Annotated in this window: 13 protein-coding genes; 3 read left to right on the forward strand and 10 right to left on the reverse strand. The window is 64.5% G+C overall.

Annotated features, from left to right (window positions below; genetic code table 11):
- Positions 1–179: 179 nt before the first annotated feature.
- The 3 genes from ACS8Y6_RS06640 to iscB form a co-directional block, all read right to left on the reverse strand.
- A complete protein-coding gene (locus ACS8Y6_RS06640) occupies positions 180–1,109 on the reverse strand; it encodes a sugar-binding transcriptional regulator (RefSeq protein ID WP_440851086.1) in 930 nt (309 codons plus the stop codon).
- A gap of 135 nt (positions 1,110–1,244) precedes the next feature.
- Positions 1,245–1,949: a ribulose-phosphate 3-epimerase gene (gene rpe / locus ACS8Y6_RS06645; RefSeq protein WP_440851085.1), complete on the reverse strand. Its 705-nt coding sequence runs from the start codon at positions 1,947–1,949 to the stop codon at positions 1,245–1,247.
- A 55-nt stretch (positions 1,950–2,004) separates the two neighbouring features.
- Positions 2,005–3,327: an RNA-guided endonuclease IscB gene (gene iscB / locus ACS8Y6_RS06650; protein WP_440855234.1), complete on the reverse strand. Its 1,323-nt coding sequence runs from the start codon at positions 3,325–3,327 to the stop codon at positions 2,005–2,007.
- 472 nt (positions 3,328–3,799) lie between these two features.
- Here iscB and ACS8Y6_RS06655 point away from each other — a divergent pair, with 472 nt between their 5' ends.
- Entirely contained in the window at positions 3,800–4,255 is a 456-nt protein-coding gene (locus ACS8Y6_RS06655) for a CopD family protein (RefSeq protein WP_440851083.1), read from the forward strand.
- A gap of 66 nt (positions 4,256–4,321) precedes the next feature.
- Positions 4,322–5,206 carry a phosphoribosylaminoimidazolesuccinocarboxamide synthase gene (locus ACS8Y6_RS06660; protein WP_440855235.1) on the forward strand — a complete coding sequence of 295 codons (885 nt, stop codon included), beginning with the start codon at positions 4,322–4,324 and terminating at the stop codon, positions 5,204–5,206.
- A gap of 68 nt (positions 5,207–5,274) precedes the next feature.
- On the opposite strand, the gene ACS8Y6_RS06665 is transcribed toward ACS8Y6_RS06660, so the two are convergent.
- The 7 genes from ACS8Y6_RS06665 to ACS8Y6_RS06695 all read right to left on the reverse strand — a co-directional run bounded on the left by ACS8Y6_RS06665 (position 5,275) and on the right by ACS8Y6_RS06695 (position 13,922).
- Entirely contained in the window at positions 5,275–5,961 is a 687-nt protein-coding gene (locus tag ACS8Y6_RS06665; protein WP_440855236.1) for an ABC-type transport auxiliary lipoprotein family protein, read from the reverse strand.
- A gap of 11 nt (positions 5,962–5,972) precedes the next feature.
- Positions 5,973–6,884, reverse strand: a complete 912-nt coding sequence (locus ACS8Y6_RS06670; protein WP_440851080.1) for an MlaD family protein — start codon at positions 6,882–6,884, stop codon at positions 5,973–5,975.
- 1 nt (position 6,885) lies between these two features.
- Complete coding sequence (locus ACS8Y6_RS06675; protein ID WP_440851079.1) at positions 6,886–7,680, reverse strand: ABC transporter ATP-binding protein; 795 nt, start codon at positions 7,678–7,680, stop codon at positions 6,886–6,888.
- Positions 7,677–8,810 (reverse strand): ABC transporter permease, encoded by a 1,134-nt coding sequence (locus ACS8Y6_RS06680; protein WP_440851078.1) that lies wholly within the window; start codon positions 8,808–8,810, stop codon positions 7,677–7,679. Before ACS8Y6_RS06680 ends, ACS8Y6_RS06675 begins: the two co-directional genes overlap by 4 nt.
- A 180-nt stretch (positions 8,811–8,990) precedes the next feature.
- Positions 8,991–9,635 (reverse strand): hypothetical protein, encoded by a 645-nt coding sequence (locus tag ACS8Y6_RS06685; RefSeq protein ID WP_440855237.1) that lies wholly within the window; start codon positions 9,633–9,635, stop codon positions 8,991–8,993.
- Positions 9,636–9,648: 13 nt separating this feature from the next.
- On the reverse strand, positions 9,649–10,521 hold the full coding sequence (gene prpB, locus ACS8Y6_RS06690) for a methylisocitrate lyase (RefSeq protein ID WP_440855238.1): 873 nt from the start codon (positions 10,519–10,521) through the stop codon (positions 9,649–9,651).
- Between the two features lie 1,946 nt (positions 10,522–12,467).
- Complete coding sequence (locus ACS8Y6_RS06695) at positions 12,468–13,922, reverse strand: aldehyde dehydrogenase family protein (protein WP_440855239.1); 1,455 nt, start codon at positions 13,920–13,922, stop codon at positions 12,468–12,470.
- A 272-nt stretch (positions 13,923–14,194) separates the two neighbouring features.
- On the opposite strand from ACS8Y6_RS06695, the gene ACS8Y6_RS06700 reads away from it, so the two are divergent.
- Complete coding sequence (locus ACS8Y6_RS06700; protein WP_440851074.1) at positions 14,195–15,370, forward strand: alkane 1-monooxygenase; 1,176 nt, start codon at positions 14,195–14,197, stop codon at positions 15,368–15,370.
- Positions 15,371–15,384 lie beyond the last annotated feature (14 nt).

A 15,384-nucleotide genomic window follows, 5' to 3' on the forward strand; every position in this document is an offset into this window, starting at 1 on the left:
CGAAACAATGCCCGGGTTATTCTTTTGTTATTTTGTTTATCAATAGTAAATGAAGTTTCTTCGGGCGTGTCAATACGACGATAATTCCGGCGCGGGTACGTGCAGCGAAAACCATGTGGCATCGCTCGGGCGCGCAACGCGGCCGATGGGCGCCGGCGAAGATTGCGATTCGATGCCTTTCAAGCCTTGCACAGCAGTTCGGCGGTCTCCTCATCGGTGACCAATACGTTCGCATATTGCGCCCGCAGCACCGCGCTGATGATTTCGGTCTTGGCTTGGCCTCCCGAAGCCAGCACCACGCGTTCGATATTGCGCAGATCGGCGGGGTGGGCGGCCACCACGCGCGAATTCAGGTCACAATCGACAACGTTGCCATCGGCATCGAGATAGTGCCCGAGCAGATCACCCACCGCGCGATGGGCCTTCAGATCGGCCAGATCGTCTTCGCTGACCAATTCCAGACGATGCAGCGTGGCTTGCGTATCCATCTGACCGACGCTGCAGAGCGCAATATCGGCGGACCGTACGCGTGAGAACACTTCCTGCAGCACGAGCTGATTCACGAACAGATCGCGCGTCTTGGCGTCATCGGTATAAACCGGCGCCGCCATGTAATAACAATGGGCGGACAGCATATCCGCCAGGCGTGTCGCGGTCTCGTAGGCGCTGATTTCGGCGTAGCGCGTGAGTCCGCCCAACATCGAGGCAATCGATGAATTACGAAGGTTTTGACGCTCAACGCCCTTGAGGCTGTGCCATAACGTCTCGCCCCAGCCAATCGCGATCTGCAGGTCGTGATTGAGCTGATCGCTCAGATAGAAACCCGCTTGCAGACCGATCGTGCGGGCGAGATTTTCGGGGTGGGCAGGCGCGGGCGTGACCACCGCGTCCAGGAGGCCGAATTTGGAGATCAGCTGCCCGGCAAGCCGTGTGCAGCTGCTGATATCCGAGTCCAGCCGGATCTGGATCAGGCCCTCGGCCCGGCAGGTCGCCAGAATCTGGTTAACCAGCGGCCGGCTCAACCCGACCCGCTTGGCCACTTCGTTCTGGGTCAACCCTTCGATGTAGTAGAACCAGGCGACGCGGATGCGTTGATCTTCACGGCTCATTGCGCCAGACCGGCGTCGACCGATCGAAGTGCGGGCGCGGCCTTTGTTGTCTTTCAAAGTGTGTGTCCTCGTCTCGCGGCTTGCAGGCAAACGGCCTCTGCGTCCAGATCGAAAGCCAGGCGGTTGCCTCGCTTACTATCCTTGGCCGATCGCCTGCTTCATCTGGCCGATGACGCGAGCGTAATCGTCCTGACCGAAGATGGCCGAGCCGGCGACGAAGGTATCGGCGCCGGCCTCGGCGATTTCGCCGATATTGTCGATCTTCACGCCGCCATCGACCTCGATGCGGATCTCGCGATCGGTGCCGGCGACCACCGTGTCGATGATATCGCGCGCCTCGGCGATCTTGCCCAGCGATTCGCGGATGAACGATTGGCCGCCGAAACCGGGATTCACCGACATGATCTGGATGATGTCGATCTTGTCGAGCACGTATTTCAGCCATTCCAGTGAGGTGGCCGGGTTGAACACCAGCCCGGTCTTGCAGCCGAGATCGCGCGCGAGTGCGAGGCTGCGATCGACGTGGCGCGTGGCCTCGGGGTGGAAAGTGATCGAGGCCGCCCCGGCGTCGGCGAAACCGCGGATCAGGTCGTCCACCGGTTCGCACATCAGATGCACGTCGATCGGCACATCCGGATGCGAGCGCGCCAGGCGCCTGGCCAGCGCCGCACACACCGGCGGGCCGAAGGTGAGATTCGGCACGTAGTGGTTGTCCATCACGTCGAAGTGGATCCAGTCGGCGCCGGCGGCGATGACGGCTTCGCATTCGTCGCCGAGTGCGGCCATGTCGGCGGACAGGATCGAGGGCGCGATCAGGGGGGAGAAAGGGGATCGAGTCATCGGTATTGCGCGGGAAACCCCGGCATTCATGCCGGGGCGGGATAGCACGCCGCCGTCAGGCGGCCACCCGGCCCGCATCCTCCTGCGTTTTGCGAAATGAATAGCCATACCCGTCGCCGCGCTGGATCAGCGTGCAGTGGCGATGGGACAGGCCCTGTACAACGCCATCGGGCGTTTGGATATTGAAACGGCCCGTGGCTCGGACGGCCACGCGGCCCCGGTGGGTGCCCGCTTTCTTGCCGTGGGGCACCACCGCCTTAACCCGGTCGCCGGTCTGAAAACCGTGGATCTGTTTCCGGCGGGTCAGATAACCGCGCGGGAACCCATGACGATTCAGGCGGGTTCGCTGGTAGCTGCCGCGACCCGCGGCGGTGATGCACAGCACCGGCTGTTGCCAGCCCCGGACGCGGGTGACGGTGCCCACGCACAGCGCATCGAGGCAATGGGCCTTGGGGATGCCCAGCCGGGCCCGGTTGTACTTGGTGCGCCCGCCGCTGGCGACTTCGACATCAAAGCCGAGAGCGATCAGGCGGCTCCGCAGTGCCCAGCGCGTGGCATTGACGGCCGCGGCATCCGCCAGGGGCGCCTTGGCCTGGGACAGTATCCGATCCGCACGGTCCGGATCGGCGGCCAGAAAGTCCTGAATGGGGCAATTGCCCTTGGCGTGGTTGCACGGCCCACAGGCGATGGTCAGATTCGAGACCCGATCGCTGCCGCCGCGGCTTTTGGGCTGGATGTGCTCGACTTGCAGCGGCACGCCGGCGGTATCGCAGTAGGCGCACTGGCGTCCCCACTTCTCCAGCAGGTATTCGCGGACTTCATAGCCGAACAGTTCGCCCTGCTGGTATGCCACGCCGGCCACCTCGGGGTTGTGGAGCTGGTGAGTATCGAAACGCACCAGCTCCTGGCTTAATGCCCTGACCGGCAGCCACCGGGTCAGCCGGTCCACCCAGGCCACCGTCGTATCGACGCGGTGCTGAAGGGAGGGCGGCAGCCACCCGTCCCGGCGCCGGCGATTGTTGAATCGTGCGGGCCGGTACCGCCGATTTGAGCGCCGGCGCCGCCGCTGTGCCCGCCGTTTCGTCAGGTTGTTTCGGATCGTCCGACCGCGGTGCGTTATCTCGGCCAGGAACAGGGGCTGGTCGGGTTTGTTCGCCGGTTCGCGAACGACCGCCACGCCCGTGGTCTTCGAGCCCGGGTCGAGCTTGACCCGCACGTCCTGGAACGCCGAGCCCTCGGCCGTGCGGTCCTTGAGCCGGATCACGAACGGCACGGTGCGGTAGACCACCGCCCGGCCGTGATCCAGCAGCAAACGCGCCCGTTTCTCCGAGCACGGCATGAGCGGCTGCTTTCGTTTGTCCAATACCATGACTGCCATAACAGTCTCCTTGTAAAAGTGCCCTTACGGGCCTTGTCACGCGGCGATGCCAAGCCGGACATCACCGTCTCCCCTCGACCGCTTATCCCGGGGTTGCTTGGATACTCGCACTGGCTTCGACCCCATCGGCCTGTTTAACGCGTACCCCGCAGTGCGTGGGACTGAGGAAGCATCCCACGGTGCCTATATACCGACCGAAGTCGGCTTCCCGGGTAAGGTTTTGTGTTGTTTAACGCATGGCTTGTGCTCCAACACAGGTCTGGTCAACTCCGGAGCATCAAGCTCCGCCCTTCAGGGCGGGGTAGTTGACGACAATAGGCCCGCTTGATAACCGTGGATTGCACCTGCTGGCTTCGGTACGCTCTGTCATGGCGGCTCGCGCGTCAAGACCGCGGCGCCGTCCTCTCCCCCCGCGCTCCGTAGGGTGCCGCCCATGGCGGGCGCCCGGGCGCATGCCGAACAAGGAATCCGAATGGCCTATCTCATCGCGCTGCATTCGCTGGCCGCCACCATCTGGGTGGGCGGGTTGTTCTTTCTGGTCGGTGTGCTGCGGCCGGCGGCCTCGTCGGTGCCGCTGGGCGAGCGGTTGCCATTGTTGTCGATCGCGCTTGGCCGTTTTTTTCTGTGGGTCTGGATCGCGATCTTCACGCTGTTGGTCACCGGCTATGCGATGACGGGGCTGCTCGGCGGCATCGCCGTGGTGCCACCTTATATCAACGTGATGCAGGCGCTGGCCTGGGTCATGATCGCGCTGTATGCGCATATGTTCTTCGCGCCCTGGAAGCGGGTACGGGCGGCGCTGGCGGCCGGTGCGCTGGCCGATGCCGGCCGGGCCATGAATCAGTTGCGCCTGCTTGCCACCGCGAGCCTGTGGCTCGGGCTGCTGATCATCGCGATCGCCACCGGCGGCAGCTACGGGTTGCTGTAGCGGGCGCCTCGGGCGCGCGACGCGGCTGTTAAACTACGCGTCCGTGCAGCCCAGCCATCGATCGTCATGCCCGAAACGCTTTTTGAATCCGAACTGCACAGCCTGCCGCTGCTCATGCGCGGCAAGGTGCGCGATGTCTACGCCGTCGGTGTCGATTATCTGTTGATCGTAGCCACCGACCGGTTGTCGGCCTTCGATGTGGTGTTGCCCGATCCGATTCCGGGCAAGGGCGCGGTGCTCACCGAGCTGACCCATTTCTGGTTCGATCGCTTCGCCGGGACGGTGGCCGACCAGCGTGTCGACATGCCGCTCGAGCGGGTTCTCGACGACGCCGAAATCGCCCAGGTCGCCGGCCGGGCGATGCTGGTGCGGCGGCTCGACGCGCTGCCGATCGAAGCGGTCGTGCGCGGTTACGTGATCGGCTCGGGCTGGAAGGATTACCAGGCCACCGGCGCGATCTCCGGCATCGCGCTGCCCGAGGGCCTGGCTCAGGCCGAGAAACTGGCCGAGCCCATCTTCACCCCGGCGACCAAGGCCGAGGCCGGCGATCATGACGAAACCATCTCCTTCGAGCGTACCGCCGAGATCATCGGCCCCGAGCGCGCGGCCGAGATCCGTGATGTCGCGGTCGGGCTGTATCGTTCGGCGGCCGACTATGCCGCCGGGCGCGGCATCATCATTGCCGACACCAAGTTCGAGTTCGGTGTCGATCAGACTGATCAGCTCGTTTTGATCGACGAAGTGCTCACCCCCGATTCCTCGCGCTTCTGGCCGGCCGACCAATATGCCACCGGCATGAGCCCGCCCAGTTTCGACAAGCAGTACGTGCGTGACTATCTGGAAACGCTGGACTGGGACAAGACGGCGCCCGCCCCGCGCCTGCCGGCCGATGTGATTGCCAACACGGCGGCCAAGTACGCCGAAGCGCGCGACCGGCTGATCGGCGGCTGAGCTCCGGCATGACGCTGCGCCGGATGCATCGCGATGATGCACTCGGCGCGTGGCGTGGCTTGGCCGGGTCAGTCTTGGCCCGGTGCCGGACAGGCGTTGCCGCAGTGGGCCAGCGTATGCGCGAGCCACTGGCGAATATCGCGATCCAGCTGTGTATCGGCTTTCGCCAACGCCGCTACGCCGCCGACGGCGTTCGCATTCGACGCCGGTGCGGTGGTCTGGAAGCGCTTCTGCGCGATCACTGCGCCGTTGTCGGCACGCAGCAGCGTGGCGGTGGCGCCGATCCGGCCCTGGCTGGCCGTGCGCGACGAGAAGTGCTGCGAGAAATCCGACAGTTCGACCTGAAGCGCGAGATTGGCCTGGCCCGAAGCGTTGGCGAGCACGGCGGCGAACAGCCCGGACGCCGATAGCGCATCCCCCAGATTGTCACCCACCAGCCGGGCCGGTGTGTCGGCCCACTCGGAACGGGTATAGGCGGCAAGCTGGGCGTTGTTGGCGTAGTCCAGCCGGTACAGCATGCGTTTGGAATTCAGCCAGTCCGGTGCGCTGACCGGGCGCAGGTCCAGCGTATACCCGGTCGATGGCGTGCTGGCGCTCGTCGGTTCCGACGAGCCCGCGTCCAGGGTATAGCGCGTCGGATAGTGGTCGCCGCCACTGAGTACGCTGCAGCCGGTCAGGCCGAGTGCGGCGCCGGCGCCCGCCAGCGCAAGTGCGAGTACGGCCAGACGTTGTGACAAGCGAGTGTGTGACGTCATGTCGGATCCCTTCATTGACCGCCCGGGGCGTTGAAACCGGGCTCACCGGGGCCCGGACGGCGGGCCGGCGGACCGGTGAGTACGCTCTGGGGCTTGGACGACAGTTCGGCGCCGAGTTTCTGGATCTGGCGCGCCGTGTCCTGCATCTGGCGTGTGAGCGCATCGACGTGCGGCAGCACCTGATTGTTCAGGTTACGCATCACGTCCTGGCTCGACTGGCCGACGTTCCGGGCCGACTGAGCGGCCTTGCCCGCTTTCTGGATCGCCGGGATCGCCTTGTGGGTCAGTTGGTCGACGCTGTCGACCGTATGCCGCAGTTGCTCGGTCAGTTGCGGCAACTGGGCCAGCGTCGGCTGCAGGCTCTTTTCGGCTTCGGTGAGCTGGTGTGTCGCCTGATTGAGCTGCGCCAGGGTCTGGCTGATGTGTTTCGCGTTCTTGCCGCCGGTCAGGCTCTGGACCTGGTCGAGGATTTGGGTGACCTTTTTCAGATCGGCCTGGCCCCGGCTCTTGAGCCGGCCGAGCAGCCCCTTGTGCAATGGCAGATGGGGCGGGTTGCCGGACACTGCCGGCGCCGACGGATCCGGTGTGCTCAATGTGAGCGTGGACATCCCGGTAATGCCCTGCGTGGCCAGTTTGGCGTAGCTGGACTGCGTCAGCGGCACCGAATCGCGCACCTTGAACACGATGCGGACCTTGTTGGCGTCGTGTGGATCGAAACCCACGCTTTCGATATGCCCGACCTTGAGCCCTTTGAACTTGACCGGCGATTGGGCGCTGACGCCGCCCACCGACTGGGTGGTCTCGATCACGATTGTGCGGTGTGCGTTGCCACCGGTGGACAGCCAGAAGAAAAAGCCCACCGCGCCGCCCCCGAAAACCAGGATGAAAATCACGGCGGCGACGATATGCGAACGGTATTCCATCTCAGCTCTCGGCTGCCCCGACGGCAGTGTCGTCGGCAAAAAAACGTTCGATGAACGGATGCGAAACGCGACGCACCTCGTCCAGCGTTCCCACGGTCAGGATACGGCCCTGGTCCAGAATCGCCACCCGGTCGGCTACGGAGGCCAGCGTCGATCGGTCGTGGGTGACGATCAGTCCGGACAGGCCCATATCCTTGTGCAGATGTTTGTAGAGTTGATGGAAATCGGTCGCCGAGGCCGGGTCCAGGCCTGCGGTCGGCTCATCGAGAAACAACAGCTCGGGGTCGAGCGCGAGCGCCCGGGCCAGGGCCGCACGCTTGATCATGCCGCCGGAGAGGGCGTCGGGCATCTGGTTGCCGACGTCGGGATCGAGACCGACGGCCGCCAGCTTGAGGCTGACCAGGTCGTTGATCATGGACTCGGGCATGTGCAGTCCGTCGCGGCGCAGCTCCCGCATCGGGAACGCGATATTGGCGAACACCGGCAACGAGCTGAACAGCGCCCCCTGCTGGAACAGCACGCCCCAGTGGCGGGAAAGCTGGCGCATGCGGGACTGATCCAGGCGCCGCAGGGGTACGCCCAGCACGTCGACCCGGCCTTCGTCGGGCTCGTTGAGGCCGATCAGATGCCGCAGCGTCAGCGACTTGCCGCTGCCGCTGCCGCCGATCACGGCCAGCGTCTCGCCCTGTTCCACGCGCAGATCCAGCCCGCGCAGAATCCAGCGCTGGCCGATCTTCGCCCCCAGGCCGGCCACCTCGACCGCGGGCCGTGACTGTGCCTGCCGATCGGCCGTCATATCAGGCCCAGCTTGGCGAGAATGGCGCCGCTCAGGGCGTCGATGATCAAGATCAGCGCCAGGCCGACCACCACCGAGCGCGTGGTCTGGGCGCTCAGGCTGTCGGTATTGGCACGGGCGGTAAGTCCGAAATAGCTGCCCACCAACGCGATGATCAGACCGAACAAGGCGCCTTTGCCCAGTCCCAGCCAGAAGTTGTATATCTGCACCGACTCCGGCAGACGGGCGATGAACAATGCGAACGGCACGCCCAGATCGAACTGCGCCGTGGTGGCACCGCCCATGATCTCGGCGCCGTCGGTCCAGACCACCAGCAACGGCATGGTGATCATCATGGCGATCACGCGCGAGGTGACCAGACGCAGCCGCGGGGAGCCGCCGAATGTCTTGAGCGCGTCGAGTTCCTCGGTCAGGTGCATGCCGGCGATACCGGCGGTGATCGACGAACCGGCGCGGCCGGCCTGGATAAGGGCCGCGATCACCGGGCCGAGCTCGCGCAGCACGGCCAGGCCCATCAGTCCGATGATGCGCTGGTTGGCGCCGAAGCTCGACAGCGTGACGCCGATCTGCAGGCTCATCACTACGCCGATCACATAGCCGGTGACCCCCAGCAGCACGACGGACGAAACCCCGGAGCGGTAGATCGCGGCGCTAATCTCGCGCGCCGGGATCAGGCGCCAGCGCACGGAAATGGTGGCGATATCGGCCATTACGCCGATCAGCAGGGCGATCATGCCGCCCACATGCCGCCCGACGGCGATCAGATCGCCGCCGAGACGATCGAGCAGATCGAGCAGGGACAGACGACTTTCGCGCGGCGGCACCTCGGGTGCGCCGGCCAGCCGCTCGAAGCGCTGCCGGTGCGGATCGCGGCATTTGAGTTCGGCCGGCTCGCGCTTGCCCCAGGCCTGCCAGAGCAGCCAGGCGCCGGCGCTGTCCAGCGCGCTGATCTCGCTCAAATCCCAGGTCATATCCCGGGGCGAATCCAGGGCATCGAGCTCATCGGCGACCCGCCGCCGGTGGTCGCTGGCGGTGAACAGCCGCCAGGACCCGGTCAGGCGCACGCAGCGGCGTTCCGCGTCATCCTCGACTTGCAGGCTCGGCGTTGATTCGCCGTTGGGCGGCGCCATGCCGCTCATCGCGCGGGGCAGGCCGTACGCGGGTCCGGCGGAACGGCGAACACAATGGGGGCCAGGGGCATGGTGAGGACAGTGGCGACTCGAAACATGGCGACAAAACTAGCGCAGAGTGGGCACGGCTCGCATCCGTATTGCGCCGGGGCTCGCTTCATCGCACGCCGCATTTGCCGATCAGGAACCGCTGGACGCCGCTGGCTGGTCGCCCAGCGCCGAATCCAGAATATTGATCACGGCGTTGTAGTTGGTGCTTTGATGATGCAGCGCCTCGAACACGGCATAGCCGTACGGTTTGATGTGGTGCGGCCCGCCGCGCTGGTGCGGGTCGGCGCCGTGGTCGAGCATGAAATGAACCATCTTGGGATCGTTGCGTTTGATGGCGAACAGCAACGGCGTGAGATGTTTCGAATCGGCCCGCGGATCGACCGCATTCACCTTGCCGCCATGCTTGAGATAGGCCTTGGCGCAACCATAGGCATCGGCCAGCGCGCCCTCGTGCTGAAAGATCTGGACCAGGCCGCCGGCCTGCGTGATGGCGTGGATATCGGCCTTGCCGTGGCCGCTGGCGCAGTAGCGCTCGGCGGGCGATTCGGCCGGCTTTTGCGTCGCGGCCGCGGCTTTTGCGTTCGGTGCCGGCTTGTTCGCCGCGCTGTTGCCTGACGCATTCGCGGCCGGCGCGGAGGTCGATGCCGCCGGGGCCTGGCCGGTCGAGGGCTGGTTTGGCGCCGGAGCGTGCCGCAGCGCGCCGGTGCCGTAAATGGCCGCACCGATGATCGCGATCGCGATGACGACGATCGCCGCGATACCGCCTCTTTTCACCAGGATCTCCTTGTTACCGGGAATCGTGCGGTTGACCGAACAGCGCGTCGAGCTTGTCCTCGAAAGCGTGGTAGCCGAGATGTTCGTAGAGCTCGTCACGGGTCTGCATGCTGTGCAGCGCCGGCTTCTGCGTGCCGTGTTCGCGAATCGTGCGATATACATCGAGGGCGGCATTGGCCATCGCGCGCGAGGCCGAGAGCGGGTACAGAACCATCGCCACGCCCTGAGCCGCCAGTTGGTCGGTGGTGTAGAGCTCGGTGGCACCGAATTCGGTGATATTGGCCAGCACCGGCACGCCCAGCTCGGTGAAGCGGGCATACATCGCCAGATCCGTCATCGCCTCGGCGAAGATATAGTCGGCGCCGGCCTCCACGCAGGCCGCGGCGCGTTCGACCGCGGCATCCAGGCCTTCCACGGCGAGCGCATCGGTACGCGCCATGATCTTCATCTGGTCGCGGGCGTCCACCGCGGCCTTGACGCGATCGACCATTTCGCCCTGCGAGACGATTTCCTTGCCCGGCCGGTGGCCGCAGCGCTTGGCCGCGACCTGGTCCTCGATATGCACGGCCGCCGCCCCGGCACCTTCCATGAGCCTGATCGAGCGCGCGATGTTGAACGCGCTGCCCCAGCCGGTATCGACATCGACCAGCAGCGGCGTGTCGGTCGCATAGGTGATCCGCCGCACATCCTCGAGCACGTCGTTCATCGTGGTCATGCCGAGATCCGGCAGGCCGTACGACCAGTTGGCCACGCCGCCCCCGGACAGATAGATTGCGTTGAAGCCGGAATGCGCGGCGAGCATCGCCGCGTAGGCATTGATCGCGCCCACGATCTGCAGCGGCTGTTCCTTGTCGAGGGCGGCGGCAAAGCGTTGCGGTGCGTTCATGGCGACGATGTCAGTGTGGGATGTCGCCGGTCAGCTTAACGCAGGGGTCGTGTGTTGTGGCCGGGTGAGGCGCATTTCGTTGTCATTTACAGATGGGGGCGCGGTGCGAGACGGCGGCGCGCACCGCGCCCGTTGTGGTGTATGGATTTGATCTGCGAGGCTTGTCAGCGGCTGGTTTCGCGCTGATGTGTGCCAACCCAGTCACGACGGCTTCGTGAGTTTTATATCTTTCGCCGCTTGCTGGTCCGTATTCGGGATACGAGGTCGGGTACCGGGGCGGTTAACCGTTGGTTTCGCACTGATGTGCGAGTCACTTTCGTTTGCTTGTCCAACCGAAAGTAACCAAAGGAAAGGACACCCGAACACGGTGCCGGCTAACGCCGGTTCACTCCGATGCTCGCGACGACGGGACGCGGCCAGAACTCGCGTCGCTTTGGCGACGCTCAAATAGGCTGGCCGCACCGGCGCGGTGCGCCGGACACCCGTCGCCGTTGTGCGTCTCCGTCGCCGTGTAACGGGACGAAATACAGGCAACCCCGTTCGGTTTGGCGGGCCTGGGCTGTATTTGGGTTCCTGTCGGGCAGGCGGTAGGTCGGATTAGCGCGCAGCGCGTAATCCGACGCTCGATCGGCGGGCTCTGTGGCTCGGCTGTCGGATTACGGTGCGAGCACCTAATCCGGCCTGCGTAACTTGATGTGCGGCGCATCAATTTGCGTCAGAGTGGCGGCTTTGCGATTCGCGGTTGTAACTCTGGATTTCGGGGCTGAGTTTGGATATTGGGGTTGGTTGATTCCCGGTTTCGCACTGATGTGCGAGTTACTTTCGTTTGCTTGTCCAAACGAAAGTAACCAAAGGAAAAGACACCCTACCTTGCGCCGATGCTTCGCATCGGTGCCCTGCGCGGCTCCGGCCGAAAGCGGACCGCCGGAAACTCGCCGCGCTGCGCGCGACTCAGACATCCGGCGGTCTTTTTCGCTTTCGGCCTCCACTGCTCGGCGCTGCGCTCAAGGGGCCCCGAATACAGAGACCGTTCGCGAGGCCCGGGCGTCGCTGTTTGTATTCCCTCCTGTTTGAGGCGACGGAAACGTACACGCGGTAGGTCGGATTAGCGCGCAGCGCGTAATCCGACGCTCGATCGGCGGGCTTGGTGGCTCGGCTGTCGGATTACGGTGCGAGCACCTAATCCGACCTACATAACTGATGTGCGACGCATCAATTCGCGTCAGAGTAGCGGCCTTGCGATTCGCGGTTGTAAGTCTGGGTTTCGGGGCTGAGTTTGGATATTGGGGTTGGTTGATTCCCGGTTTCGCACTGCTGTGCGAGTCACTTTCGTTTGCTTGTCCAAACGAAAGTAACCAAAGGAAAGGACACCCTACCTTGCGCCGATGCTTCGCATCGGTGCCCTGCGCGGCTCCGGCCGAAAGCGGACCGCCGGAAACTCGCCGCGCTGCGCGCGACTCAGACATCCGGCGGTCTTTTTCGCTTTCGGCCTCCACTGCTCGGCGCTGCGCTCAAGGGCACCCGAATACAGGCACGGTCCGCGAGGTTTGGCGTTCGCGGCTGTATTTCCTCCCGTCTGAGGCGACGGAGACGCACAGCGGCGACGGGTGTCCGGCGCACTGCGCCGGTGCGGCAAGATGTTTGAGGGCCGCCAAAGCGGCCCGAGTTTTTGCCGCATCCCGTCGCCGCGAGCATCGGAGTGAACCGGCGTAGCCGGCGCCGAGGCGGGTGCCTTTTGTTTTGGCTTGTTAACGAGAGCAAGCCGAAAAGTGGCTCGCACATCAGTGCGAAACCGAGGCGAAACAAGCCTTTTGGTCCGGATCGATACGCCAAGCTCAGACGGCGCCCCCCAAAAGACTCAAGCACCAAATCCCGACTGGAATGGAAAGCCCGTTTTACGGATCAATCAGTTGGCGTGTGAGCGGGCGGAGCCCGCTGGCAACGTCTCAGGTCAACCACCGCACCGCAAACCGAATGAACCAACGGGTGAAGGCGTTGTAGGGCGGCCGGAACAAAAACGCCAGCGAGAAGCGGTCGCGCAGTACGCTGCGTTCGTGCGAGAAGGCCAGGTAGCCATAGTGGCCGTGGCTGTTGCCGATGCCGGAGTTGTTCACGCCGCCGAAGGGCAGTTGGCCGTGCAGGAAATGCATCATCGCCTGGTTCACGCAGGAGCCGCCGGCACTGGTGCGCGACAGTACCGTTTCGATGACGTAGTTGTCGGTGGCGTAGACATACAGCGCCAATGGCTTCGGCCGTGCGTTGATGGCCGCGATGGGCTGTTCGATATCGGTGTAGGTGAGAATCGGCAGCAGCGGGCCGAAGATCTCTTCCTGCATGATGCGGGCGTTTTCGTCGACCTGGGTGAGCAGGGTGGGGGCCAGGAAACGATCGTCGTTGGCCGGCACCGTGCCCACCGGCAGCTCGGCGCCGCGTTCGATGGCGTCGTCGAGCAGGCCGCGCACGCGCTCGTAGTGTTTGTCGTTGACGATACGGCAGTAGTCGCCGTTGTCGGCCAGCTTTTCACGCGCGCCGTAGAGCGAATCCAGTGCGTCGCGGCAGGCGGCGATGAATTCGTCGCGGATGGCTTCGTGCACGTAGACATAGTCCGGCGCGATGCAGGTCTGGCCGTTGTTGGCGAACTTGCCCCAGACCAGCGTCGTGGCGGCGGTCTTGATCCTGGCGGAGCGGTCGACGATGACCGGCGACTTGCCGCCCAGTTCGAGCGTGACCGATGTCAGATGCCTGGCCGCCGCGCCCATCACGATGCGGCCGACCGCCGGCGAGCCGGTGAAAAAGATATGGTCGAACGGCAGTTCCAGCAGCCGCTGCGACGTCTCGACCGCGCCCTGGACGACCGCGACTTCATCTTCGTCGAACAGTTCGGCCAGGAACTCGGCCAGAAAAGCCGCACAGTGCGGTGTCATCTCGGAGGGCTTGAGAATCACCGTATTGCCGGCGGCGATCGCCGAGACCAGCGGGCCGAGCGACAGATTGATCGGGTAGTTCCAGGGCGAGATGATCAGGCATACGCCGCGCGGCTCGGTGCGCACCTCGGCCCGGGTGCCGAACATGAGCAGGGTGGGGCGCTTGTGCTTGGGCCGCATCCAGGATTTGAGCTTTTGCATCGCGTGATGCGCTTCGGCCACCACCGGCAGGATCTCGGTGACTTCCACCTCGGCGGCCGGCTTGGCGAAATCCGCATGGCAGGCGGCGTGGATCGCCTCGCGCTTTGCGAACATCAACGCGCGCAGGCGCGCGAGCTTGGCGATGCGCTCGGCAGCGTTGGATGTCCGCAGCACCAGCGCCCTGGCTTGTTGTGCTTCGAACAGCCGCTGGATACGACCGGCATCGGTATCGGCCACGGTGTCGGCAGTCGGGATTGGCTGCGCCGCGCTGTTCATAGGCTCCTCCCGGCGCGATGGCGCCGCTTTCGTATTTTTGTACCCGTCTGCGCGACAGCTGTCGAACATGGCCGCGCTGGTCGATGCGACCGGCGGCGGCGTGCTGCAGTTGACCCGGCGGTCTCCGCATCATAAATTACATTGCGTGATGTAACTAATACATTGACGAGTGGCGTTCGGTTCGTCGGCATGGCTGCCGAGCCGGCGCTTTGTCTGATGCGACGGGGCTTGTCTGCAACGTGGGCCGTACACAAGGCCCCAGGAGGCGCGTCATGAGCGATGCACAGATCAGCCTTGCCGAAGCCCGGGCCTACGACAGAAAACGCTGGCTGTGGCCGATGGGGTTCGGCATCGTCATGCTGGTCGTCGCGGTCACGCTGGCGGGTTGGCTGAGTGGTTTGACGGTGCTGATGTTTGCCGGACCCATCATGGTCTACGGCATCGTGCCGTTGCTCGATTTCACCATCGGCAAGGACAGCACCAATCCGCCCGAGCGCGTGCTGGACGTGCTCGAAAACGATCCGTTCTATCGTTACTCGACGTATATCTACGTGCTGGTGCAGCTGGTGCTGTTTGTCGGCGTGTGCGTCATCGTGGGCACGCAGCCGCTCACGATCGGGCAGTGGCTGGGGTTCGTCTCGACCATCGGCATGCTGTCGGGCATTTCCATCAACACGGCCCATGAACTCGGACACAAAAACACGGTGATCGAGAGCTGGCTGGCCAGGATTGCACTCGCGCCGGTGGCCTACGGCCATTTTTATGTCGAGCACAACTTCGGCCACCACAGCCGCGTGGCCACACCGGAAGACCCGGCCAGTGCGCGCATGGGCGAATCGTTCTGGCGATTCCTGCCGCGCACCGTGCTCGGCAGCGCGCGTTCGGCCTGGCATATCGAGAAGCGCCGGCTGGCGCGCAAGGGGCTTTCGACGTGGTCGCCGCGCAACGAAGTGCTGCAGTCCTGGGGCATGACGGCCGTGCTCTGGATCGCGATGATGGCGGCATTCGGCATTCAGCTGTTGCCGTTTCTGATCGTGCAGGCCGTGCTCGGCGCCTCGCTGCTGGAGGCCGTCAACTACTGCGAGCACTACGGCCTGCTGCGCCAGAAGGACGCCAACGGGCGCTACCAGCGCTGCCGGCCGGAGCATTCCTGGAACAACGACCACATCGTGACCAACATCTTCCTGTTCCATCTGCAGCGGCATTCCGATCATCACGCCCATCCGACCCGGCGCTATCAGTCGTTGCGGCATTTCGACGAGGCCCCTGAGCTGCCCACGGGGTATGCCGGCATGATCGTGCTCGCCTATGTGCCGTGGCTCTGGTATCGCGTCATGGATCCGCGCGTGGCCAGTCATTACGGCGGCGACATTCGGCGGGCCAATCTCGATCCGCGCCATCGCGACCGGCTCCTGGCCCGGTATCCGCCGCCGCTGGCGTCGCCGTGACGACGGCCTGCATC

The sequence above is a fragment of the Salinisphaera sp. RV14 genome (genome assembly GCF_052044135.1).
Taxonomy (GTDB): domain Bacteria; phylum Pseudomonadota; class Gammaproteobacteria; order Nevskiales; family Salinisphaeraceae; genus Salinisphaera.

Coding starts and splice junctions, on each gene's coding strand:
- ACS8Y6_RS06640 (WP_440851086.1), bottom strand. CDS start 1,109: ATGAGCCGTGAAGATCAACGCATCCGCGTCGCCTGGTTCTACTACATC.
- rpe (WP_440851085.1), bottom strand. CDS start 1,949: ATGACTCGATCCCCTTTCTCCCCCCTGATCGCGCCCTCGATCCTGTCC.
- iscB (WP_440855234.1), bottom strand. CDS start 3,327: ATGGCAGTCATGGTATTGGACAAACGAAAGCAGCCGCTCATGCCGTGC.
- ACS8Y6_RS06655 (WP_440851083.1), top strand. CDS start 3,800: ATGGCCTATCTCATCGCGCTGCATTCGCTGGCCGCCACCATCTGGGTG.
- ACS8Y6_RS06660 (WP_440855235.1), top strand. CDS start 4,322: ATGCCCGAAACGCTTTTTGAATCCGAACTGCACAGCCTGCCGCTGCTC.
- ACS8Y6_RS06665 (WP_440855236.1), bottom strand. CDS start 5,961: ATGACGTCACACACTCGCTTGTCACAACGTCTGGCCGTACTCGCACTT.
- ACS8Y6_RS06670 (WP_440851080.1), bottom strand. CDS start 6,884: ATGGAATACCGTTCGCATATCGTCGCCGCCGTGATTTTCATCCTGGTT.
- ACS8Y6_RS06675 (WP_440851079.1), bottom strand. CDS start 7,680: ATGACGGCCGATCGGCAGGCACAGTCACGGCCCGCGGTCGAGGTGGCC.
- ACS8Y6_RS06680 (WP_440851078.1), bottom strand. CDS start 8,810: ATGGCGCCGCCCAACGGCGAATCAACGCCGAGCCTGCAAGTCGAGGAT.
- prpB (WP_440855238.1), bottom strand. CDS start 10,521: ATGAACGCACCGCAACGCTTTGCCGCCGCCCTCGACAAGGAACAGCCG.
- ACS8Y6_RS06695 (WP_440855239.1), bottom strand. CDS start 13,922: ATGAACAGCGCGGCGCAGCCAATCCCGACTGCCGACACCGTGGCCGAT.
- ACS8Y6_RS06700 (WP_440851074.1), top strand. CDS start 14,195: ATGAGCGATGCACAGATCAGCCTTGCCGAAGCCCGGGCCTACGACAGA.